General features: G+C 64.7%; 21 protein-coding genes. 9 read left to right on the forward strand and 12 right to left on the reverse strand.

Features of this window, described 5'->3' with window-relative positions; translation table 11 throughout:
- Positions 1 to 22: 22 nt before the first annotated feature.
- From K6I40_RS19255 to K6I40_RS19265, 3 genes are all read right to left on the reverse strand, one after another.
- On the reverse strand, positions 23 to 388 hold the full coding sequence (locus tag K6I40_RS19255) for a hypothetical protein (RefSeq protein WP_222915521.1): 366 nt from the start codon (positions 386 to 388) through the stop codon (positions 23 to 25).
- 94 nt (positions 389 to 482) lie between these two features.
- On the reverse strand, positions 483 to 911 hold the full coding sequence (locus K6I40_RS19260) for a GNAT family N-acetyltransferase (protein ID WP_222915523.1): 429 nt from the start codon (positions 909 to 911) through the stop codon (positions 483 to 485).
- A gap of 3 nt (positions 912 to 914) precedes the next feature.
- Positions 915 to 1,457, reverse strand: coding sequence for a redoxin domain-containing protein (locus K6I40_RS19265; RefSeq protein ID WP_222915525.1), 543 nt, complete (start codon positions 1,455 to 1,457; stop codon positions 915 to 917).
- 314 nt (positions 1,458 to 1,771) lie between these two features.
- On the opposite strand from K6I40_RS19265, the gene K6I40_RS19270 reads away from it, so the two are divergent.
- On the forward strand, positions 1,772 to 2,416 hold the full coding sequence (locus tag K6I40_RS19270; RefSeq protein WP_222915528.1) for a helix-turn-helix domain-containing protein: 645 nt from the start codon (positions 1,772 to 1,774) through the stop codon (positions 2,414 to 2,416).
- A 47-nt stretch (positions 2,417 to 2,463) separates the two neighbouring features.
- Here K6I40_RS19270 and K6I40_RS19275 read toward each other — a convergent pair whose 3' ends face one another.
- Positions 2,464 to 2,820, reverse strand: coding sequence for a hypothetical protein (locus tag K6I40_RS19275; protein WP_222915538.1), 357 nt, complete (start codon positions 2,818 to 2,820; stop codon positions 2,464 to 2,466).
- 27 nt (positions 2,821 to 2,847) lie between these two features.
- Positions 2,848 to 3,987 carry an SRPBCC family protein gene (locus K6I40_RS19280; protein ID WP_222915540.1) on the reverse strand — a complete coding sequence of 380 codons (1,140 nt, stop codon included), beginning with the start codon at positions 3,985 to 3,987 and terminating at the stop codon, positions 2,848 to 2,850.
- Between the two features lie 260 nt (positions 3,988 to 4,247).
- On the opposite strand from K6I40_RS19280, the gene solA reads away from it, so the two are divergent.
- On the forward strand, positions 4,248 to 5,393 hold the full coding sequence (gene solA, locus K6I40_RS19285; protein WP_222915542.1) for an N-methyl-L-tryptophan oxidase: 1,146 nt from the start codon (positions 4,248 to 4,250) through the stop codon (positions 5,391 to 5,393).
- Between the two features lie 135 nt (positions 5,394 to 5,528).
- On the opposite strand, the gene K6I40_RS19290 is transcribed toward solA, so the two are convergent.
- Positions 5,529 to 6,761, reverse strand: coding sequence for a cytochrome P450 (locus tag K6I40_RS19290; protein ID WP_222915543.1), 1,233 nt, complete (start codon positions 6,759 to 6,761; stop codon positions 5,529 to 5,531).
- Between the two features lie 337 nt (positions 6,762 to 7,098).
- On the opposite strand from K6I40_RS19290, the gene K6I40_RS19295 reads away from it, so the two are divergent.
- From K6I40_RS19295 to K6I40_RS19315, 5 genes are all read left to right on the forward strand, one after another.
- Positions 7,099 to 9,615 carry an FAD-dependent oxidoreductase gene (locus K6I40_RS19295; protein ID WP_222915545.1) on the forward strand — a complete coding sequence of 839 codons (2,517 nt, stop codon included), beginning with the start codon at positions 7,099 to 7,101 and terminating at the stop codon, positions 9,613 to 9,615.
- Between the two features lie 5 nt (positions 9,616 to 9,620).
- Positions 9,621 to 10,856, forward strand: coding sequence for a threonine ammonia-lyase (ilvA, locus tag K6I40_RS19300; protein WP_222915547.1), 1,236 nt, complete (start codon positions 9,621 to 9,623; stop codon positions 10,854 to 10,856).
- 113 nt (positions 10,857 to 10,969) lie between these two features.
- Entirely contained in the window at positions 10,970 to 11,107 is a 138-nt protein-coding gene (locus K6I40_RS19305; protein ID WP_222915549.1) for a hypothetical protein, read from the forward strand.
- A complete protein-coding gene (locus tag K6I40_RS19310) occupies positions 11,100 to 12,725 on the forward strand; it encodes a BCCT family transporter (RefSeq protein ID WP_222915551.1) in 1,626 nt (541 codons plus the stop codon). The genes K6I40_RS19305 and K6I40_RS19310 overlap by 8 nt, the downstream gene beginning before the upstream one ends.
- Positions 12,726 to 12,963: 238 nt before the next feature.
- The gene (locus K6I40_RS19315) at positions 12,964 to 13,230 is read left to right on the forward strand and encodes a hypothetical protein (protein WP_222915553.1); all 267 of its coding nucleotides are present in this window, start codon (positions 12,964 to 12,966) and stop codon (positions 13,228 to 13,230) included.
- A gap of 41 nt (positions 13,231 to 13,271) precedes the next feature.
- Here the strand turns inward: K6I40_RS19315 and glyA are convergent, their stop codons facing one another.
- Positions 13,272 to 14,516, reverse strand: a complete 1,245-nt coding sequence (gene glyA, locus K6I40_RS19320) for a serine hydroxymethyltransferase (RefSeq protein WP_222915555.1) — start codon at positions 14,514 to 14,516, stop codon at positions 13,272 to 13,274.
- Between the two features lie 209 nt (positions 14,517 to 14,725).
- On the opposite strand from glyA, the gene K6I40_RS19325 reads away from it, so the two are divergent.
- A complete protein-coding gene (locus tag K6I40_RS19325; protein WP_222915558.1) occupies positions 14,726 to 15,106 on the forward strand; it encodes a Rid family detoxifying hydrolase in 381 nt (126 codons plus the stop codon).
- Between the two features lie 18 nt (positions 15,107 to 15,124).
- On the opposite strand, the gene K6I40_RS19330 is transcribed toward K6I40_RS19325, so the two are convergent.
- Both K6I40_RS19330 and K6I40_RS19335 read right to left on the reverse strand, forming a co-directional pair.
- The gene (locus tag K6I40_RS19330) at positions 15,125 to 15,379 is read right to left on the reverse strand and encodes a ubiquitin-like small modifier protein 2 (protein ID WP_222915560.1); all 255 of its coding nucleotides are present in this window, start codon (positions 15,377 to 15,379) and stop codon (positions 15,125 to 15,127) included.
- 62 nt (positions 15,380 to 15,441) lie between these two features.
- Positions 15,442 to 16,548 (reverse strand): polymer-forming cytoskeletal protein, encoded by a 1,107-nt coding sequence (locus K6I40_RS19335; protein WP_222915562.1) that lies wholly within the window; start codon positions 16,546 to 16,548, stop codon positions 15,442 to 15,444.
- A 195-nt stretch (positions 16,549 to 16,743) separates the two neighbouring features.
- On the opposite strand from K6I40_RS19335, the gene K6I40_RS19340 reads away from it, so the two are divergent.
- Positions 16,744 to 17,736 (forward strand): replication factor C small subunit, encoded by a 993-nt coding sequence (locus K6I40_RS19340; RefSeq protein WP_222915564.1) that lies wholly within the window; start codon positions 16,744 to 16,746, stop codon positions 17,734 to 17,736.
- A gap of 18 nt (positions 17,737 to 17,754) precedes the next feature.
- On the opposite strand, the gene K6I40_RS19345 is transcribed toward K6I40_RS19340, so the two are convergent.
- The 3 genes from K6I40_RS19345 to K6I40_RS28620 form a co-directional block, all read right to left on the reverse strand.
- Positions 17,755 to 19,899, reverse strand: coding sequence for a GAF domain-containing protein (locus K6I40_RS19345; protein ID WP_222915566.1), 2,145 nt, complete (start codon positions 19,897 to 19,899; stop codon positions 17,755 to 17,757).
- Positions 19,900 to 20,028: 129 nt separating this feature from the next.
- Positions 20,029 to 20,724: a hypothetical protein gene (locus K6I40_RS19350; RefSeq protein WP_222915568.1), complete on the reverse strand. Its 696-nt coding sequence runs from the start codon at positions 20,722 to 20,724 to the stop codon at positions 20,029 to 20,031.
- A complete protein-coding gene (locus K6I40_RS28620; protein ID WP_255681779.1) occupies positions 20,721 to 21,128 on the reverse strand; it encodes a hypothetical protein in 408 nt (135 codons plus the stop codon). Before K6I40_RS28620 ends, K6I40_RS19350 begins: the two co-directional genes overlap by 4 nt.
- Between the last annotated feature and the right edge of the window lie 297 nt (positions 21,129 to 21,425).

Genomic DNA, 21,425 nt, shown 5'->3' on the forward strand with positions numbered 1-21,425 from the left:
CGCGACCGACGGCCGGTGAGGGTTACCGGTTCGAGAAGACACTGCGAGCCCGGTCTCGAACCGTTTCCGGTTCGGGTTCGGACTGACTCCCGAGCCGCCGCTTCGCGAGCGCTTCCAGCCCTCGAGAGGCGGATTCGGAGGTTATCATGTCGGCCGCCCAGTCGGGAACCTGAGACTCGAGTTCCTGTCGTTTCTGTGCCTTCATCTTGCTGAACCGGTGGAGTGCGAATCCGACGCCGAGGAACAGCCCGGCGTCGACTAACTCGTGTCGGAACCGGTCCCGGTCGTTGCGGACCGCGATCGCTTTCACCAGCGAAAGAAGTCCGATCGCCAGATAGACCTTCGAACTCTTCGACGGATCGCCGCTGAGCATCCGTTGGAGCGCCATGCGACGACACGTACCACGTTCACGTCGGATAAAACTACGCTGGCAGGCGACGGGTCCCCATGAGTGGGGCCCGTCAGTTCCCTGAGTGTGGCGGTTAGCGCCGTCCGACCGTCACCGCCACGCCGCGGTGGCGCTGGTCATCGATCGGCTCGATCGAAAACCCCAGCCGTTCATAGAACGGCCTGACGCCGTCATCGAACCGGACCGTGAGCCGCCCCTCTCGCTCGAGCGCGCGGTCGATCAGTGCCGAGCCGATCCCCTGACCCCGGTGGCGACGGCGGACGCCGATCGCCCCGACGTGGGCCCCCGGCTCGCTCTCGAGGGGCTCGAGGACGGCCGTGCCGAGGATCCGTTCGCTCCCGCCGGCGTCGCCAGTCGGCTCCGAGCCGCCCCGTCGATCACCCGCAACGAAGACGTCGCTGTCACCGATTCGGCGCTCGACGTCGCCCGGCTCGAGCAACGCGGCGTCGAGGATCCGCCGGACCTCGAGGGTGTCGTCGGCGGTGGCGGTGCGGACGAACATTCGTCAGGACTGTCGGCCGGCGTGGGCCAACAACGCGTCGATTTCGGGTCGGTCGAAGATCGTCCGGCCGCGGTCGGCCGCGGCGACCGCCAGCTCGTCGGCATCGGCGTCTCGTACGTCGAGGACGATCGCAGCGGGCATGCGGCCGACGAGGTCGAAGTGGCGGCCGAGTGCTCCGAGGCGAACGGGCTGATCGAATGCGTCCCCGAGGATCGCGTTCGGGTCCGCACAGATGGGATAGGGAAGGTCGTACCGCTCTTGCCACTCTCGGACGCGCTCGCGTGGCTCCGGGACGACCGAGACGACTGCACAGCCCCGATCACGGAACTCGTCGTAGCGGTCGGCGACGGCCCGGACCTGTCGGCGACACTGCCCGGCGTGGTGATCCCGGTGGAGCAACAGGACGATGGCCTCGTAGGCGGGAGCCGCCGCCTCGGCGGTCGTCGGATCCGCCGGTGCAATCGGGTCTGTCAGATCCGCGAGTGCGAGCGAATCCGGCCCCGGACCGACGTTCGGCAGGGTCACCTCGAGCGCAGTTTCGGTCATACGCGGCGTACCACGTCAGCCGGGAAAGCGGCTAGGCTTTCATTGACCGAGTGGCTGCCATCGAATGCATCGTCTTACCGGTCGATGCGTTCTCGCGAGACGCGGTTCGCGTACTCTGAGGATCCACAATCAACTGTTACCGATTACAATTCTCGTTCCGTGTGTGAGGGAACGATTAAGTGATGGTGTGTGGTAACTACTATCAAGATGGGGTACGAATACGGCATTCCCGTTGACAGACGGTCGAAAAATACCCGATCGGGAGACGATTCCCGAACTGAACAGCGAGACGACAGCCGTCGATGTGAACAGCCGTGAGCCTGATTGCAATTCTCGATATTTCGCACCCGGATCTCGCGCTGACGCCGACGATCCGTGATTGCCCGGCCGCATCCATCGAGGTTGTCCCTCACTCCACGACGGATCCGGAGACCGGCCTGTTCTTCTACCTCGTCGAGGGCGCGGACGACACGTTCGAGGACGTACTCGAGCGCGATCACACGGTCGCAGACTGGATGCTCATCGACGATCACGGCTCGACGCGCGTCTATCGGCTCCAGCACACCGAGGACGCCGTGCTTATCTCACCGATGGCGACCGAACTCGGCGGGCTGCTGTTGAAGGCAGAGACCAACGATCGGGGTTGGACCAATCGCCTTCACCTTCCCGATCGGGAAGCGCTCGCCGCACTCTGGGAACGCTGTGAGGAGACGGACATCTCGTTCGAACTACACCGGATGTTTCGGCAGGACGAGTGGACCAGCGAGACGGTTCCGGAGTTGACCGACGAACAGCGCGTCGCGCTGGTACGCGCCCACGAGGAAGGCTACTTCGAGGAGCCCCGCGAAACCTCGCTCGAGGAACTCGCCGAACGCCTCGATATCTCTCCGACGGCCGTCGGCGGACGCATTCGTCGCGGGACCGGGCAACTCGTCGAGACGACGCTCCTCGAGGAGTGACTCGCGAGGTCAGGGCAAAACCGGGTGAGCCGGACGGTGCGGTCGTCTCAGAACGCGGCGAGGTGATCGTCGCGGGGTTCGTAGAGCGCGCCGGTCATTCGCACCTCGTAGATCTCGTCGAGCGTTTCACCGACGGAGAACCCCCGCTCGCTCATCGTCGCGGCGACGATGCCGATCGGGACGCCGTTCTCGTAGCGGTTCTCGAGGTCGGCGATGACTGTCACGAGGTCGTCGGCAGTTGGGGGCTCGAACTCGAGGTCGGCACGCGTGAGAACCACGTCGTGGCCCGTCTGACGACGGTGTCGGCGGTAGAAGTCGACGACCTCGTTCGCCGAGTCGGGTTCCATGTCGACGCTGCACTCCTGACACGCGACCGTAAACGCGGACTGTTGGTGGTGAGTCATGAGCGGGAAGGCATTTGAGCGGGGCGATCAGGCCTCGTAGGCCTCCTGTGCGAGCCGGTGGAGCCTGTGGACGGTGTGTTCGTTCGGACCGAGCCGAGCCTGTGCGATCGCGCCCGAATTGAGGCCGCGTTGCTGGCGCTCGACGAGTTCGATGTCCTCCTCCTGGAGCTGCCTGCTCGTTCGGATGAACGTCTCCTCCTCTTCAGTCAGGTCAGGATCCCTGAAGTAGTAGTCCGCGACGAGCTGGAAGCGCCCCTCGTCGATGGGGTCGATGATGTAGGTCCCGTAGCCGTCGGCGGTCCCGTACATGTTGACCGTGAAGTTCGGCCAGAAGTAGTAGAACTTCGCCTCGTGTTCGTCGTGGATGCGCATCTCATCCTCGACGTCCTCCCTGTGTTTGTAGTGGAGGATCCAGTGGTAGTCGTTGACCTCGAGTTCGGAGTCGAGGAGTTCGAGGTCTTTGACCCAGTCCTGATGGTTGGTCTGGCAGTGGTCGCACTCGGAGTAGTTGCCAGCGAAGACCTTCCAGTTACACGCCACCTCCGAGACGATGCGCCGGGAGAGGTGGTACTCCTCGAGCGGGAGCGACTCGAGTTCGGTCTTCATGGTCCCGGCCTGCTCCGCGAGGCTCATCGGCTCCTCGTCGAAGTTGACGAAGACGAACGGGCCGATACGATCGGTGTGGACCGACATGAGGCTGTTCTCCTCGGGGTCGACCGGGGAGACGTCCTCGTCCTCGAGGTCGGGGTTCAGTCGCGCGTCCTCGAAACTCTTCGGCGTGCTCGCGAGTTCCCCCTCGAGATCGTACGTCCAGAGGTGGTACGGACACTGGATTCGGCTCGCGTTGCCCGGGTCGGTCATCGGCGTCTCCTCGACCATCGCCGACCCGCGATGCGCGCAGACGTTGTAGAACGCCTCGATATCGCCATCCTGGGTCCGAACGATGATGATCTCCCGATCGCCGATGGATCGGGTGAAGTGATCCCCTGGCTCCGGAATGCAGTTCGCGTGTCCCGCGTACACCCAGTATCGACCGAACACGTTCTCTTTCTCCATCTCGTGGACGTCCGGATCGGTGAAGTACCGCGCCGGCAAGGCGTTCGTCTCGTCGGTGATATCGGGGCTGACCGGTTCGACCTCGTCGCGTCCGTTGTTCCACCGGGTCATGCTGTGTGCTATCCCATGTCTCATCGTTCAATAAGACTTGATCGCAGGTAGTTCGTACGTATAAGTGATGACGGCCGCAGAGCCCGTCGCCGAGGGCCTCGAGCGGCGGCCGACCGAATAGACGGGACTGAACAGTCGGGACTTAATCACGATGCCGGTCGGCCGGCGGTCCCGACGCCGATCGCTCACCGACGCTTCAAAAAGGGATGATGTGAGACGGACTAACAATCAAGGGGCGCGTCGTCGAATCGGTCGGCAGTATGCCTCCGGCAGGAGACCGATACGACGTCGTCGTGATCGGTGTCGGTGGGATGGGCAGTGCGACGGCCTTCCACCTCGCTGACCGCGGTCTCGACGTGCTAGGACTCGAGCGCTACGACGTGCCCCATACGAGGGGGTCGTCACACGGTATCACGCGGATCATTCGTCGCGCGTACTACGAGCACCCCTCCTATATCCCACTCATCGAACGGGCCTACGACCTCTGGGACGACCTCGCGGACGAAACCAGTCGCGAGGTGATTCACCGGACGGGGTCGATCGACGCCAGCCCGGAGGACAACATCGTCTTCGAGGGATCGCTGCGTTCCTGCGAGGAACACGACATTCCCCACGAGGTGCTCACGAGCGAGGAGGTCACCGAACGGTTCCCCGGCTACGATCTTCCGGCGGGGTACAAAGCCCTCTACCAGCCCGACGGGGGGTTCGTCGTCCCCGAACAGGCGATCGTCGGCCACGTCGAGGCGGCACAGGCGGCGGGTGCCGAGGTGCGCGCCCGTGAACAGGTCCTCGAGTGGGAGCCGACGCCCGACGGCGGCGTCCGCGTCGAGACCGACCGAGGAACGTACGACGCCGAGAACATGGTGCTCGCCGCCGGTGCCTGGAACCGCAAGTTCGCAGACGCACTCGAGGGGCTCGCGGTCCCCGAACGGCAGGTGCTCGGCTGGTTCCAGCCCGAGCAACCGTCGACGTTCGAACCCGACAACTTCCCCGTCTGGAACCTCAAAGTTCCCGAGGGCCGTTTCTACGGGCTGCCGATCTACGACGTGCCGGGATTCAAGGTCGGCAAGTACCACCACCGCGACGAGCAGGTCGATCCGGACGACTACGACACCGAACCCGGACTCGAGGACGAGCGCTTGCTCCGGGAGGTCACGGCGAACTACTTCCCTGAAGCGGCCGGCCCGACGATGCGGCTCGCGACCTGCATGTTCACGAACTCCCCCGACGAGCACTTCATCCTCGACACCCTCCCCGACCACCCGCAGGTGGCCGTCGGCGCGGGTTTTTCGGGCCACGGCTTCAAGTTCGCCAGCGTCATCGGCGAGATTCTCGCCGACCTCGCGGTCGACGGCGACACCGATCGCCAGACCGACATGTTTCGATTGGGTCGATTTGACGACTAGTTCTCTTGCCGCCCGTTCTCCGATTGGATGGTGAGGGATTCGGCCCGCTCGAGACCATAGCTACCGCCAATGGGTTCGGACTGCTGTCGGCCGGTCTATCCCGCCGACTGAAACGAATCGATCGGTGTGATGACGTTACTCAGCTGTCTCATACGTAACTGGCAACGATTCGACGCCGTAGATAAGTGAACTCCGGGTCGGCTGTAGTTCGGTGTCGACCAGCTCGATGGTCGCCGTTCGCTCGAGGAGTTCTTCGAAAGCGACTGCAGCCTCGAGGCGAGCGAGCGGTGCGCCGAGACAATAGTGGGTCCCATACCCGAAGCCGAGATGCTGGTTCGGTGTTCTGTCGGGGACAAACGTACCGGGGTCGTCGAATTGTCGTTCGTCACGGTTCGCCGACCCGAGCCAGACGATGATACGATCGCCTGCTTCGATCGTCTCATCCTGCATCGTCACGTCCTCGGTCGCAACTCGGGTCATCGCTTGGACCGGTGATCGGTATCGCAATACTTCTTCGATCGCCGTCTGTAAGTCGGCGTCGCCGCGAAGTTCCTCGAATAGATCGTGATTGCTGAAGCACCGGACTGCGTTTGTGATGAGGTTCGTTGTTGTAATATTGCCGGCGACAAGTAATAGAATACTTGTTCCGAGCGCTTCCTCCTCCGAGAGTCGCGATCCGTCCGCGCGTTCACGCGTGACGAGCTGGGTCATGAGGTCGTCCCGCGGTGTCTCGCGACGATCCTTGATCATCTCGAAGAAGTAGCTGGCCATTTCCATCTGGGCAGCCTGCTGGCGTTCGGTGAATTCCTTAGTGTCCTCGTCGGTGCTCGCGGCCTCGACGAGCGTGTTAGACCAGCGTTTGAACCGATCGCGGTCCTCGGCTGGGACCCCGAGAAGTTCGGCGATGACGACAACTGGAAGCGGATACGCAAACGTCTCGACGAGATCCATCGTTCCGTCCTCGCCCGTGACCGCCTCAGAGAGAAGATCGGTTGCGAAGTCGCGGATCTCGGGTTCGAGTTCCCTGAGGGCTCGCGGTTCGAATGCGTCGTTAACGACGCCACGAAGCTCGTCGTGGCGCGGCGAATCCTGGAACAACATCGTCTCGAAGAGCAGCCCTTCCTCAGGCCGATCGGGCTCCTGGAACTCGTCGGCCAATCGTGGATTGACGGAGAATGTATCGTCGTCGGCAAGGATCCGCTTGACGTCTTCGTACCGAAAAACGTCCCAGGTACGACGAGCCGGATCATATCGGACCGGTGCATCCGCACGCATCTCACGGTACCAGTCGAATGGCTCGAGCCACGCCTCTCGAGACGCGAGTTCGTCAGGGAGTACCTGCAGGCCCTGTGGATCTGTCGAGCTCATATTAATTGAACGCCAGATAGAGAGAAAAACGTTCGGGGGTACCACCGTCGAATCGGATGACCAGCGAGTCAGTCGGACTGCTGACTATAGTAGTCACTGAAACGATTTACACACTGATTGCATAGCTGTCACGCGATTAGGTGTGCAATGACTTTCAGTGGCTGCTATAGAGCCATCTACTGACCGAGCGTTCCACACTGAGCAGGCCTGAAAAGGGGGTGAAATAGAGCCTCACTCGATCGAATTTCTGAATCAAACCAAAGCCCACCGGTTGTTATATGCCACAGATTATCCACCCGGATAGCTATGCCCGGCCGTCTGGCAGTATCCATGACACATGAGTGCAGGGACCACACTTCCCGACGACGCGGGAGCCGTTATTGTCGGTGCCGGCTGCGTCGGCTGTAGCGCCGCGTACCACCTCACCCGCCTCGGCCGCGAGGACGTGGTAGTCGTCGATCGAGGGCCACTGTTCGAGACCGGCGGCTCTACCTCTCACGCCCCCGGGCTAGTGTTCCAGACAGGCGGCAGCAAGCTGATGACGCGGATGGCGTCGTACACGCGCGAACTGTACGAGGACCTCGAGAGCTTCCGGACGAGCGGCGGCATCGAGGTCGCGTACACCGAGGACCGCTGGGACTACCTGAAACGAAAGCGCGAACGGGGCCAGGCCTACGGCATCGACGGCGGTGAACTCCTCTCGCCCGCCGAAGTCGCCGACCACGTCCCGCAGATCGACGAGTCGGTCATCCACGGCGGCTACTACGTCCCGACGGACGGGAAGGCCCACGCCGTCGACGCCTCGGCGACGATGGCCGAGAAGGCTCGAGCGGCGGGTACCGAGTTCTACGGCGAGACGACGGTGACCGATCTCGAGGTCGAGGACGGCGAAATCCGGGCAGTCGTCACCAACCGCGGGCGCATCGAGGCCGACGAGGTGCTCCTCGCGACGAACATCTGGGGCCCGCTGTTCGGCGACATGGTCGACGTCGATATCCCACTGATTCCCTGTGCCCACCAGTATCTCGTCTCGGACGATCTCGAGGAACTTGCGGGCGCAAACCGCGAGATCGAACAGCCGTTGCTCCGCCACCAGGACCGGTCGCTGTACTTCCGCCAGCACGGCGAGCGCTACGGCGTCGGTTCGTACAACCACGAACCGCTGCTGGTCGACCCCGCGGACATCTACGGCCCGGAGAAACTCGAGGATCTGGGCCTCGAGTACCCCTCGCTGCGGGAGTTCACCGCGGAGCACTTCTACGAGAACACCCACCCCGATCACGAGCAGACGGCCTACGACGCGGCCTGCGAACTCGTCCCGTCGCTGCAGGACGCCGAGTTCGAGTCTGGGATCAACGGCATGTTCTGTTTCACCCCCGATGGGATGCCGATCCTCGGCCCGACGGCGGAAATCGACGGGCTCTGGTGGGCGCTCGCGATCTGGGTCACCCAGTCGGGCGGTGCCGGGAGTATCGTCGCCCACTGGATGGAAGACGGCGTCCCCCGCCTCGACGGCGAGCGCGTCGACGCCACGGGGGCACACATCTCGCGGTTCCAACCCCACGCCGGCTCGCGGGAGTACACCCGAGGTCGCGGCGCACAGCAGTATCAGGAGGTCTACCAGCTGGTTCACTCGCGCGAACAGCCCCAGGGCCAGCGCGGCCTCCGGCGAAGTCCCTTCTACCAGCGGCAGGCGGAACTCGGCGCTGAGTTCTATGATTCGGGCGGCTGGGAGACGCCGCAGTGGTACGAGAGCAACGAATCCCTGCTCGAGGAATACGACGTTCCGGACAGGCCCGACTGGCTCGATCGCAACTGGTCGAAAGCGCAGGGCGTCGAGCATCAGGCGGTCCGCGACCGCGTCGGGATGGTCGACATGACCACCTACACCGGGATCGAGGTGACCGGCGACGGTGCGACGGAGCTCCTTCAGGGGCTTCTGACGAACGATATCGACGTCTCGCCGGGCCGGATCCGCTACGCGGCGATGTGCAATGAGGACGGCGGGATCCTCGCGGACGTGACGGTCGCCCGGTTCGCGGACGATCGATATGTGGTGTTTACTGGCGGGGGCAACTCCGCGACGCTACACTCCCGATGGATCCGCGAGCACGCGCCCAACGACGGCTCCGTGTCGATAACGACCCACGACTCGAGCATGTGCGGGATCGGCGTCTTCGGTCCCGAGGCGCGGAACGTCCTGTCGTCGCTCGTCGAGGCGGACCTCTCGAACGACGCGTTCCCGTTCTACACCGCCCAGGAGAGCTACCTCGAGAGCCTCCCCGTCACGATGCTCCGGCTCTCCTACGCCGGGGAGTTGGGCTGGGAACTGTACACGCCGATGGAGTACGGCGCGCAACTCTGGGAACGAATCGAAGACGCCGGCGAGGAGTACGGCATCGTCCCGATGGGCTGGGAAGCCCTCGATTCGACGAGCATGGAGAAGGGGTTCCGGCTGTGGGGGACCGACGTCACTCCCGAATACAATCCCTACGAGGCGGGGATCGGATTTGCGGTCGATCTCGAGACCGATTTCGTCGGCAAGGAGGCGCTGCTCGAGGCTCGCGACGGCGGGATCGACCGAAAAATTGCCCCGATCACGCTCGACGAGCCGGGTATGGTCGTCGACGCCGGGCATCCGGTGCTCGACCCCGACAGCGGCAAGGTGCTCGGTGACGTTGCCCGCGCGGATTACGGCTACACGATCGACGCTGGGATCGCGTATGCCTATCTGCCGGCGGCCGACGCCGAGGCGGGCCGCGACGTCGAGATCAGCTACGAGAACGAACGCCACCCCGCGACGGTCCGAGACGAACCGCTGTTCGATCCCGACCGCGAGAAGATGATCCGTTGACAGCCATGAATCAGGAGGAACGAACCGTCGAGTTCGCCGATATCGAAGCGGCCCGCGACCGGCTCGACGACGAGTCGGTCGTCAAACACACACCGGTCGAACGGAGCACGTCCCTTGACGAACTGACCGGCGGCGAGGTCCACCTCAAGATGGAGCACCTCCAGTGGACGGGCTCGTTCAAGACCCGTGGCGCGTACAACAAGATCGCACAGTGCGTCGCCGAGGGCGGGACGGAGCGGGTCGTCGCGGCCAGCGCCGGCAATCACGCACAGGGCGTCGCGCTCGCGGCGACGAAACTCGGCGTCGACTCGACGATCGTGATGCCCAAAGGGGCACCCCAAGCGAAAGTCGACGCCACCCGGAGCTACGGTGCTGATGTCGAACTCGTCGGCAGCGACTTTCGCGAGGCGATGACACACGCCCAGGGGCTTGTCGACGACGAACGGACGGCGTTCGTTCACGCCTACGACGACCCCGCGATCGTCGCCGGACAGGGGACGCTCGGCCTCGAGATGGTCGATGACCTCCCGTCGGTGGAGACCATCGTCGTCCCGATCGGCGGCGGCGGCCTCATCTCGGGGATCGCGACGGCCTTCGCCGAGCGCTCGCCGGAGACGCGCATCGTCGGCGTGCAGGCGAGCGGCGCGGCGACCGTTTCCGAGAGCCTTCGGAAGGGAACGCCTGTCGCCCTCGACTCCGTGGACACGATCGCGGACGGCATCGCGACCGGCGGCATCTCGGAGTTGACGCTCTCGCTGATCAATGAACACGTCGACGAAGTCGTTACCGTTACCGACGGCGAGATCGCCCGGGCGGTGCTCCTCCTGCTTGAGCGCGCCAAACAGGTCGTCGAGGGTGCCGGCGCGGCGTCGGTCGCCGCGATCATCAGCGACGGACTCGACGTGCACGGCGAGACGGTCATGCCGCTGCTGGGCGGCGGAAACCTCGATATGACGATGTTACAGACCGTACTCGTTCACGCGCTGACCGACCGCGAGCAACTGTTGCGGTTGCGCGTCCGGATCGACGACCAACCCGGCAAGATGGAGGACGTTTCAGGAATCATCGCTGAACATGGCGCCAACATCCAGACCGTCCGCCATGACCGCTCAGCACCCGAACTCGACGTGGGTGAAGCGTACCTGGTCTTCGAGATCGAAACCAGCGGATCGGGCCAATCGCGGACGATCGTCCGGTCGATCCGGGATCACGGCTACGAGGTCCGGCACGTCAACGCGTGACCACCTTCGCCTCGCTCGCTAACCGATTCGGGCAACGGTATAAAAGCGACGCCGGTTATTAAGATAAATCTTGATTGAGTCACTTGTTATTCTTCACCACGGTGCATGAGATCATGGCTCGTAATGGCGCAAAACCTGTGCTGGTGCGGAACGAGGGTGCGTTCGTCGATTCGCCCGTGAGCGAACTCGAGACGAACCGAACGAGCGAGGGAGCAACCGGACGCCGATGGCGTGTGATCCGCGATGAGTGATCGCGAACGAGAGGGGGATGGGGCGGTCGAAACCTTCCTCGACGAACTCGATCCCACCGTCTTTGGGATCGGGTTCATCGTTGCCATCCTGGTCGTCGCGGCGTTTCTCTTCCGCGAGAGCCGAACGCTCGAGATCATGGAGGGGACCAACGAATTCCTGTGGACGAGTCTCGGCTGGGCGTATCTCGTCTCGATGTTCGCCCTCGTGGCGTTCGTCTTGTACCTGATCTTCGGCCCGTGGGGCAACATCAAGCTGGGGACGGAGGACGAGGATCCGGAGTTCAGCTTCCTCGCGTACTTCGCGATGCTGTACTCCGCGGGGATCGCGGCCGGCATCGTCTTCTGGGGCCCGGCGGAAGCGATCTTCCACTACTCGACGCCCTCGCCCTTCTCGGGGGTTGAAGCGGAGTCGACGGGTGCCGCCGTCAGCGCGCTCCAGTACACGTTCTTCCACTGGGGGCTCTCGGCGTGGTCGGCGTACGTGATCGTCGCGATTCCGATCGCCTACTTCGCCTACCGCAGGGACGCGCCGATGCGGATCTCGACGATCATCGGTCCGATCATCGGATTCGACAATCTCGACAGTCCTTGGGCGAAGCTCGTGGACATCCTCGCCGTCTTCGCCACCATCGGTGGCATCGCGACGACGCTCGGTCTGGTCGGGAACCAGTTCCTCGTCGGCCTCGAGTACGCCGGTGGCGTCGAGTTCGGCGACGCGGGGACCATCCTCGTGATTACGGGACTAACCGTGGCATTTACCATCTCGGTCGCGCTCGGCGTCGAACGCGGGATCCGCCGCATCTCGTACTTCAACATGGCGCTGTTCGTCGTCCTGACGGTTGCGGCGTTCATCCTCGGACCGACGGTGTACATCATGACCGTCGGGACCCAGGCGCTGGGGGCGTACATCAACGAGTTCGTCTCGATGAGCTTCTTCATGGGCGCGGGTGAAACCGGCGGGCAGGGAGCCGACGCCGGTTTCGTTGGCGCCTGGACCGTCTTCTACTGGGCGTGGTGGTTCTCCTGGGCACCGTTCGTCGGCCTGTTCATCGCCCGTATTTCTCGCGGCCGGACCGTTCGACAGGTCGCCGCGACCGGCGTCGTCGCGTCCACGGCCATCACGATCCCCTGGTTCGCGACGATGGGTGGGACGTCCATCTTCATGCAGTCGAACGGCCAGGCCGACATCCTCGGCACGCTCGAGGCCTGGGGGTTCAACGAGGCCGTCGCCGGCTACCCGCTGTTCGAGGCGCTGCCGGCCGGCGAGTTGCTCACCGTGCTCTTCTTGGTGCTGGTGACGACGTTCTTCGTCACGTCGGCGGACTCCTCAACGCTCGCGCTGGGGATGCTCACCACCGGCGGAAAGCAGAAGCCGTCGACGATCAACCGCGTCATCTGGGGCGGTCTCATGGGCTCGCTGGCCTCGCTGTTGATGGTCGCCGGTGGCACCTCGGCGCTGCAACAGGCTGCGATCATCGCTGGCGGCCCCTTCGCGATCATCACCTTGATCGCCGTCGGCGTCATGATCTGGGTCTTCGGCAGCCGTCGGGCGGTCTTCTTACGCGAAGAAGATCGTTCCACCACCCCGACCGGGCCGGCCACCTCCGACGACGACTGAGACGGTCTGCTGTAACTGTGTACCGGCGCACCCGCATGGCGGGTCGCGAATGCGCCGGAACTGACTTACAGTAGTCCGTATGAGGGGATGGACGGCTCGAGCCGACGGTTACGAACCCTGCCGGGACACAGTCTTGGCGACTCGACTCAGTCACTGGTCCGGACGATGAAACCGTCGGGCAGTTCGGAGACGGTTCTCATCACGCAATTCTATGTGGTCGGTCCGCTAGAGACCACGTATGGAATTCGTCTCGACACCGACGCTGTACTGTGCGGAGTGCGGTGAGGAGATCGAGGACACGGGCTACCTCCCGGCCACCGAACGCGACGGCGAGTACGATCCGCTGTCCGATGCGGCGGTCTGCGAGGCGTGTGGCTTCAACGACATCGGAATGATGGGTTGTGCCCCCGAACTCGACGACGTGATCGCGCCGGATCCGGACGATGCCCTCCTCTACGTCCGCGTGACGGACGAGGGGCTCGACGTACTGAGCACGAAAGAGTAAGCGAGACGGCTGGAAGCGGAGCAAGCGCAGCTCCGACAGCGTTATTCGTACACGGGGAACGTTTCACAAAGCTCGTCGACCGACTCGGACACTCGCTCGAGCGTCGCGTCGTCCCCGGGCGCGTCGAGCACGTCGGCGATGTGGTGGGCGACCGTCTCGATTTCCTCGGGACCGAACCCGCGGGTCGTCAGCGCGGGCGTGCCGATCCGGATCCCACTGGTGACGAACGGTGACCGGGTCTCCCCCGGGACGGTGTTCTTGTTGAGGACGATGCCGACTTCCGAGAGGGCCGCTTCGGCGTCGTCGCCGGTGAGGTCGGGATGCGAATCCCGGAGGTCGACGAGTACGAGGTGCTTGTCGGTGCCGCCGGAGACCAGCGACAGCCCCCGATCACGGAGGACGTCCGCGAGCGCCGATGCGTTTTCGACGGTCCGGGAGGCGTAATCCTCGAACTCGGGCTGGAGGGCTTCCCCGAAACCGACGGCCTTGCCGGCGATGTTGTGCATGAGCGGCCCACCCTGACTCCCGGGGAAGACCGCGCTGTCGACATCGTCGGCGTACCCCTCGTCGCACATGATGATCCCGCCCCGGCCGGATCGGATGGTTTTGTGCGTGCTGCCGGTGACGAAGTCGGCGTGCTCGATCGGACTCGAGTGAACGCCGGCCGCGACGAGCCCGGTGATGTGGGCGATATCGGCGAGGTGGAACGCGTCGACGGTGTCAGCGATCTCTCCGATGCGCTCCCAGTCGAACTCGCGCGGATACGCCGAGGAGCCGCTAACAATCATCGCCGGGTCGACCGCGCGAGCCTGGTCGGCGAGTGCGTCGTAGTCGATGTACCCCGTTTCCGGGTCGACTTCGTACTGCTCGACCTCGTAGAGCTGCCCGGAGAAGTTGACGTGGTGGCCGTGGCTGAGGTGCCCGCCGTGGGTGAGATCCAACGAGAGGATCGTCTCGCCCGGCTCGAGGGCGGCGAAGTAGACGCCCATGTTCGCCTGGGTGCCCGAGTGGGGCTGGACGTTGACGTGATCGGCTCCCCACAGCGACGTCGCTCGCTCGATCGCCAACCGTTCGACCTCGTCGACGTGTTCGCAGCCGCCGTAGTAGCGCGAACCGGGATACCCCTCCGCGTACTTGTTGGTCAGCGCGGTTCCCTGCGCGGCGAGAACGGCTTCGGAAACGTGGTTCTCCGAGGCGATCATTCCTAGCGTCGACTCCTGGCGCTCGCGTTCGCGTTCGACGGCGTCGGCGACCGCCGGATCGCCCTCTTTGAGGTGGTCCGACATACCACACTAATCGGGGAATCCGTCCAAGTATCTTGATCGCAGGTGATAGACCCGTTCAAGAGTAGTCGACACGCCTCGAGCAGGCATCGCGTTCCGCTACGGCCGTCGAAATCCGCGACTGTCGGCGTCGAGATCGCACCGCTCGTTGACTTCAGTATCTGTATTGTCGCAGATCGTGTTTTACACCCGTTCGTGTGCGAGAAGCTCGCATGAAGCGCAGTATCAGTACGGACGGTGCGCCCGCGGCAGTCGGCGCGTATAGTCAGGTGACCGCCACCGACGACTTCCTGTTCACCGCCGGGCAGCTCCCACTCACCGCTGACGGCGAACTACTCGACGATGCGTCGGTCGCCGACCAGACTCGCCAGTGTCTCAACAACGTCGCGGCGATCCTCGAGGCGGAGGGCGCGAGCCTCGAGAACGTCCTGAAGATTACCATCTTCCTGAACGATATCGACGATTTCGAGGCGATGAACGAGACCTACGCCGACTACTTCGAGGAATCGCCGCCGGCGAGAAGCGCCGTCGAGGTCGGTCACGTCCCAAAGGGTGCCGCCCTCGAGGTTGAGGCTATTGCGACGGTCGAGTAGCCCTTCGAGTCGGACGAATTACCCACCCTTGATAAGTCGCAACACCGTCACGTGGTCGGTCTCGACCGGCTGATCCTCGGGAACCGGACGCCCGTCGACGAGGACGCTCACCTCGTGGGGACTCAACTCGACCTCGCGGAGCAGGTCCGCGTAGGTCGGCGTCGCGTCGGCAGCGGAAGCGCCAATTGCGTCGGCGTCGGCCGCGGTCCCTGCCACCACCTCGAGATCGAGTTCGTAGGTGTCTTCGCCTTTGACGTCGACGGTGACGTTCATACCGCCAGTTACGAGGGACTGGCCTTGAGCGCGTCGCTCGAGGGTCGCTTCGAGGTGTCCGATCAGTCCGCGGTCGGTTCGTCGGGGCCGGGGCCGACTCGCTGTTCGCGATCACGGTTTCGGGCGGTACGCCAGTGGCCGTAGAGACCGCGAACGAGCGCGCCGAGTCCCAGCAGGAGGACGAGCAGGTTGATTGCCTCGCCGACGATGGGGACGGGAAGCCGAGACAGGGCGGCACCGGCAACCAGCCCGACGACGAGTGCGAGCCAACGGTTACCGAGGCCGACCAGCGAGAGGATCCACATGGCGACAGCGAAGCGACCGTAGATGATGCCGATCCAGAGCAACAGGGCGAACACGAAGCCGCCAACGAACGACAGCGGAATCCCGACGACGGTGATCGCGAGCGCGATCAGGAGGATCGGAATCCCCACGAACACGAGCAGCCCGACCAGCCCGGAGCGCAGGGGGCCCGACGCGACGCGGTCGGCAACCCCGTCGGAGAACCGCGGGAATAGCGCGAGCAACACGGCTCCGAGCAGCAGGTTCACCGCCAGAACATAGGCCGTGAACAGCCACGACGCGAAGGGCTGGATCGTCGGTGCGACGTCGATACCGAGCGAGGAATCCTCTACGATGTCGCCCGCGACTGCGTCGGTGTTGCCCTCGAGATCGCCGTCGTACCGCAGATCGCCCGCAATCGAGGCGCTCTCCCCCAGCCGGATCGTCTCGGCTCCGATTTCGGCGTCGCCCTCGACCGTGCCGTCGATCGTCGCGCTCCCGACGCCGGCCGTGAGAGTGTTGCCGACGGTGCCGGTCTCGGTGATGGTGAGGCTCCCTGCGCCGACGTTGACGTCACCGCCGGCGGTCCCGGCGATGGTCACACTCCCGCCGGCGGCCTCGAGGTCGCCGCCGACCTCGCCGGTGCGCTCGATCCGCACGTCCCCGCCGACGGCGCTAACATCGCTGGTGACAGTCCCGCGGACGACGACGCTCCCGCCGAACGCATCGAGACTGTCGACCGTCTCGCCCTCCTCGACGACGACCGTCCCGCCGGTCTGGCCGTCGGTCTGGGCGGCGACCGTCACCGGGACGGTGCCGGTGACGACAACGAGGGCGATCAGCAGTGCAACAGCGAATCGTGACAGTGAGTCGGTTCCGAACAGCATGGATTTCGCTTCCGCGAGCAGGGAGTAAAAATTGTTACTCAGGTATCAAGTCCCGGACCGGTTCGGACGGGTACATTACTCTCCGTGATGAGCCGTCGCGTGTCGTCGTCGGTACCTCCGCGGATTCCGGTGGCATCGACGGAACTCGAGAACGACCTTCGGTCGTTTTATCTTGCGGCCCCACCTTCGACCGGTATGAGCGAGGCCGACGCCGAGGCGGCGGAGCCAACACCCGGCAAGACCGAAGTCTGGATCGAGAAGTACCGCCCGGAGCGGCTCGACGATATCAAGGGCCACGAAGATATCATTCCTCGGCTCGAGAACTACGTCGAGCAAGACGATCTCCCCCACCTCCTTTTCGCAGGCCCAGCAGGCACAGGAAAGACGACAGCAGCGAAGAGCATTGCTCGAGAAGTCTACAACGACGACTGGCGGGAGAACTTCCTCGAGCTCAACGCCTCCGACCAGCGCGGGATCGATGTCGTCCGCGACCGGATCAAGGACTTCGCGCGCTCGAGCTTTGGTGGCTACGACCACCGCATCATCTTTCTGGACGAGGCCGACGCGCTGACCTCCGACGCCCAGTCCGCGCTGCGCCGAACGATGGAGCAGTTCTCGAACAACACTCGGTTTATCCTCTCGTGTAACTACTCGAGCCAGATCATCGACCCCATCCAGTCGCGGTGTGCAGTCTTCCGATTCACCGAACTCACCGAGAGTGCCATCGAGGCACAGGTTCGGGAAATCGCCGCCACCGAGGATATCGAGGTGACCGACGACGGCGTCGACGCCCTGGTCTATGCGGCCGACGGCGACATGCGGAAGGCGATCAACGCCCTGCAGGCTGCCGCCGTGATGGGCGAGACCGTCGATGAGGAGACCGTCTTCGCGATCACTGCCACCGCCCGTCCCGAGGAGGTCGAGGCGATGGTCGAGCACGCTATCGACGGCGACTTCACCGCAGCCCGCGCCGCCTTGGAGGATCTCTTGACCGAGCGCGGGCTCGCCGGCGGTGACGTCATCGACCAACTGCATCGGTCGGCCTGGGAGTTCGACATCTCAGAGGGGGCGACGGTCCGCCTCCTCGAGCGACTCGGCGAAGTGGACTACCGAATCACTGAGGGCGCGAACGAGCGGCTGCAACTCGAGGCAATGCTCGCGTCGCTGGCGCTCGACGCGGATGACTGACTGTCGGTCAGTTCCCTTTTATTCGCCGTCGCTTGCGTCGACGCCGCGGAACGCGAAGGCGATGCGACCGTCGTTCTCCGCGACACCGACGTTCCAGCCGTGGGCGTCGGCAATACGTTCGACGGTGCCGAGCTCGAAGCCAGTGCCGTCGGCCGCGGCCAACTGACCGGGAACGGGATCCGTCGCGATCCCGCTGTCAGCGTCCGGGGCGTCGGTTTCGGGGTCACGTCGAGCGATGTAGAAGCCGTCGTCAGTCGCACCGACGGTGACCACTGTCGTTTCGTCGGTCGTGCTCGGCGTCTCGTCACCCGCGCCGGCCGTCTCGTCGCCACTCTCGTCTCCGGACTCGCCATCGCTCGCCTCGTCGACCACAGCTCCCAACAGATGCTCGAACAGTTCCTGCAGCCGCGCTTTGTCCGCCTCGAGCACGCGGTCATCGGAGGCCTGAGTCACGAGCCGTGCATCGCCGGTCTCGACGGCGACCCAGGCCCGCCGCGCGACGTCGTGGATGGCGATGGGTTCGGTCTCGACGAGTACGCCGTCCTGCCGAGCGATCGCGACGAGCTGATCGACGAGTTCCCGTAACCGCTCCTGTGCGTCGTCGACCTCCGCGAAGTGTTCGGCGTCGCCGGTCTCGTTGGCGAGTTCGAGGTAGCCGCGGGCGACGTTCAGCGGCGTCCGCACGTCCTCGTCGACTAGCTCCGCGATCGTCTCGAGTCGCGCTTCGACGGCGGCTAACTCCCGCTCGCGGCGGTTCGCCTCGGTCACGTCGCTGTATACGATCAACCCTTCGGGATTGTGGTCGCCCCGCTCCCCGCCAGCGCTAGTAGCCTCGTCGTCGCTTGCGCCCGCGTCGACCGGCACCAGCGTCAGCAGGAACTCGCGGACACCGTCGACGGTCTCCCGACGACTGACGAGTTGGCGGCGCTTGCCCGATCGGAGCGACTCGAGCAGCGTCGTCCGCCGTTGCTCGAGTCCCGGTGGGACGGTGTCCTCGTCGACGGGCTCGCCGACGATCGACTCGGGATCGGTGCCGAAGACCTCGCTGAAGGTGTCGTTGCTGTCCCGGACGATCGGTCGCCCGTCGTCGATCTCGTAGCGGACCGCCGGTTCCGGGATATTCGCGAACAGGGCCCGGAAGCGATCGCGTTCCTCGGCAAGGCGGTCGCGCTCGGCCGCTAGCTCGTCGCGTTCGGTTGCCAGCCGGTCTCGCTCCGTTTGCAGTCGGTCGCGTTCCTGACGCAGCTGCTCGCGGGCCGTGCTCTGGCTCGCATCGGCGTCGATTCGCTCGAGGATCGCAGCAGCGAATCGGCACCACTCGACGAGGGGATCGCAGTCGCGCTCGTCGAACGCTGCCGCCTCCTCGGCGGCGACCTGAAGGATGCCGATATCGCCGACCGGGAGACTGCACAGCGATGTGACCCCCTCGAGAGGGGCTGCCAGCCGGTCGTCGGTCGCGATATCGTCGATGCGAAGCGCTTCGCCCGTCCGGAGGGCCTCGTCGAGGGCCCCGTCACGCGGGATTGACTCGAGCTCGTCTTCCGGGACTCCCGGCGCGGTCGCCCGGGGTGTGAACTCCCCGAAGTGAACCGTCGACAGCCAGCAGTACTCGCACGCGAGGGAATCGGCTGCGGTCTCGACCAGCAACTCGAAGACTTGGTCTCGGTCGCGGCAGGCCGCCAGTTCGGGGACCGACTCAAGGAAGCGATCGGCGGGCCCAGGCGACGCCGCGTGTTCGGTGTCTTCTGCGCTCTCGACGCCGCGACAGACCCACTCGATTTCGTCCGCGAGGTGGGAAACGGCGTCATCGGTGTCCCGGCGGACGTAGCCGTCGATACCGTCGGTTGACCGCGCTGCGGTCGGCGCGAACGACGCGTCGGTAAAGAGGATCACCGGTGTGGAGCCACAGGCCTCGACGACCTCGAGCAGGGCGGCACCCGCCGCCGTCGTCGGCGTCTCAGCGAAGACGACGCAGTCGGCCTCGGGGGCCCAGTTACGGACGCGATCGACGGTCGTGATGGCATGGACCGACCGTTCGGGGCCCGATCGGACCCCCTCGAGAGCGGCAGCGCCGTCGCTGGCATCCGTCTCCGAGTCAGCCACATAGAGCACCGTTCGTGGTCGCTGATCCGCCGGCGCGTCTGTCGTTCCGTCGCCGTTCAATTGTCTATATGGGGTGACTGTCTTCCACGATAAAACTTTGCCGTCTGTATCGACCGCTGAGCCGTCCGCGTCGATCGATGGATTCAGGGTCGAAAAGGATGACTGTCTGCCGATCGGCGACCGCTCGAGCTACGGATCCACAGTCGCGTGATCGTCACTGGTGTGCCACGCCGAACGGATCACGGCGAGCCAGTAGCAGCCGACGACAGCACCGGTCACGAGCCAGACGCTACCCACCGGTGCGTACCACTCGAGCATGTAGCCGGGTGCGGTGTCGACGAACCGGCCGACGCCGACGGCGGCGGTAATCGCACACCCCGTAACGAACAGCAACTGATTCTCGTCGACGGTTCCGGTCCGCCAGAATCGAAGCGAACCCGCTCGCCGGACGTCGGCGGAGACGAGCGCGACTGCGGCCGCGGCCGCGCCGATGGTCAGCGCGATCGCAATGTCGAGATCGAACACATACGCGCCGGCGACGGCGTCCCCGATGCCGACCGGGACGAGCGGGAGAACGAACGAGAGCCCCGGGCCGCCGTTCCAGGCCGCATAGCAGAACGGGACGAGCAGGATCGTCGGCGTCACCAGCGCGATGAAAACCATGCTGAGCGCGTCCAACCCCGTCGTCACCGTACTGCGAAGGGCGTCGGCGATTGGGACCCTCGTTCCGAGATGGCTGGCGAGAAGCGTTGCGATCAGTCCCAGTAAAGAGGCTACCGTGAGCGCCGTCCGTTGACGCTCGAGGCCGAGCAGCGGGTGCTCGAGGATGGCACCGACGGCCGCTTGTACGCCGATCGATTGGCGGTCGTCCGTGTCGGAACTCATGACGTTTCGGCGATGACCGTTGCGAACCCGTCGTGGTCGGGCCCCTTCTCGTTTTGCAGGTCGATCGCACTGGGGGTGATCCCCCAGCCGTCCGCGGCGAAGATCGCCTCGATGGTGTCCCGCCCGCGCTGATAGGAGGCGATACCGTGTTTCGGGCGAGCGCTCGTGTCCTCGTGAGCCTGCATCGAGACGACGCTTTCGAACGACCAACAGCGAACGTGTCGCCGGCCGTTGGTCCCATAGTACGTTTGCGCGGCCGTCGCCTGCTGGCGGACGTATTCCTCGTCGGTTCGATCCCAGGCGAACCGGGTGTACTCCTCGGGATTGCGGACCCACCCTTCGTCCACGAGGACGGACATGACCCGCTCGAGGCCGCGTTCGCCGTCGGCGTCGGGGAGGAGCACGACGTTGAACGGCGCGGTCGCACGGTAGCCGTTGCTCGTTGAGTCGTAGTGGTAGCGGCCGATCGGCGAGTCAGTTTCCTCGGTAATCGGCTCGTCGAGCCAGTCGGCGATTTCCTCGGGGGAGCTGCGGCCTCGACCGTGCCGCTTGGATCCGTCGCATCGGGCGGCGACGGGAGGAGGGTGATGCCGATAGTCGTTCCGAGACCGGTCAGCCCGGCCTTTCGGAGCACAGACCGTCGCGTCGACATCGTCAGCGTTCGCCCTCGTTCCCCTGCCCGTGACCGTCCGCGGGGCGAT

It is taken from the genome of Natrinema sp. SYSU A 869, from assembly GCF_019879105.1.
In the GTDB taxonomy this organism is placed as follows: domain Archaea; phylum Halobacteriota; class Halobacteria; order Halobacteriales; family Natrialbaceae; genus Natrinema.

Excerpts from the sequence above, each read along its gene's own strand:
- K6I40_RS19255 (WP_222915521.1), bottom strand. The coding sequence starts at position 388 with ATGGCGCTCCAACGGATGCTCAGCGGCGATCCGTCGAAGAGTTCGAAG.
- K6I40_RS19260 (WP_222915523.1), bottom strand. The coding sequence starts at position 911 with ATGTTCGTCCGCACCGCCACCGCCGACGACACCCTCGAGGTCCGGCGG.
- K6I40_RS19265 (WP_222915525.1), bottom strand. The coding sequence starts at position 1,457 with ATGACCGAAACTGCGCTCGAGGTGACCCTGCCGAACGTCGGTCCGGGG.
- K6I40_RS19275 (WP_222915538.1), bottom strand. The coding sequence starts at position 2,820 with ATGACTCACCACCAACAGTCCGCGTTTACGGTCGCGTGTCAGGAGTGC.
- K6I40_RS19280 (WP_222915540.1), bottom strand. The coding sequence starts at position 3,987 with ATGACCCGGTGGAACAACGGACGCGACGAGGTCGAACCGGTCAGCCCC.
- solA (WP_222915542.1), top strand. The coding sequence starts at position 4,248 with ATGCCTCCGGCAGGAGACCGATACGACGTCGTCGTGATCGGTGTCGGT.
- K6I40_RS19290 (WP_222915543.1), bottom strand. The coding sequence starts at position 6,761 with ATGAGCTCGACAGATCCACAGGGCCTGCAGGTACTCCCTGACGAACTC.
- K6I40_RS19295 (WP_222915545.1), top strand. The coding sequence starts at position 7,099 with ATGAGTGCAGGGACCACACTTCCCGACGACGCGGGAGCCGTTATTGTC.
- ilvA (WP_222915547.1), top strand. The coding sequence starts at position 9,621 with ATGAATCAGGAGGAACGAACCGTCGAGTTCGCCGATATCGAAGCGGCC.
- K6I40_RS19305 (WP_222915549.1), top strand. The coding sequence starts at position 10,970 with ATGGCTCGTAATGGCGCAAAACCTGTGCTGGTGCGGAACGAGGGTGCG.
- K6I40_RS19310 (WP_222915551.1), top strand. The coding sequence starts at position 11,100 with ATGAGTGATCGCGAACGAGAGGGGGATGGGGCGGTCGAAACCTTCCTC.
- K6I40_RS19315 (WP_222915553.1), top strand. The coding sequence starts at position 12,964 with ATGGAATTCGTCTCGACACCGACGCTGTACTGTGCGGAGTGCGGTGAG.
- glyA (WP_222915555.1), bottom strand. The coding sequence starts at position 14,516 with ATGTCGGACCACCTCAAAGAGGGCGATCCGGCGGTCGCCGACGCCGTC.
- K6I40_RS19325 (WP_222915558.1), top strand. The coding sequence starts at position 14,726 with ATGAAGCGCAGTATCAGTACGGACGGTGCGCCCGCGGCAGTCGGCGCG.
- K6I40_RS19330 (WP_222915560.1), bottom strand. The coding sequence starts at position 15,379 with ATGAACGTCACCGTCGACGTCAAAGGCGAAGACACCTACGAACTCGAT.
- K6I40_RS19335 (WP_222915562.1), bottom strand. The coding sequence starts at position 16,548 with ATGCTGTTCGGAACCGACTCACTGTCACGATTCGCTGTTGCACTGCTG.
- K6I40_RS19340 (WP_222915564.1), top strand. The coding sequence starts at position 16,744 with ATGAGCGAGGCCGACGCCGAGGCGGCGGAGCCAACACCCGGCAAGACC.
- K6I40_RS19350 (WP_222915568.1), bottom strand. The coding sequence starts at position 20,724 with ATGAGTTCCGACACGGACGACCGCCAATCGATCGGCGTACAAGCGGCC.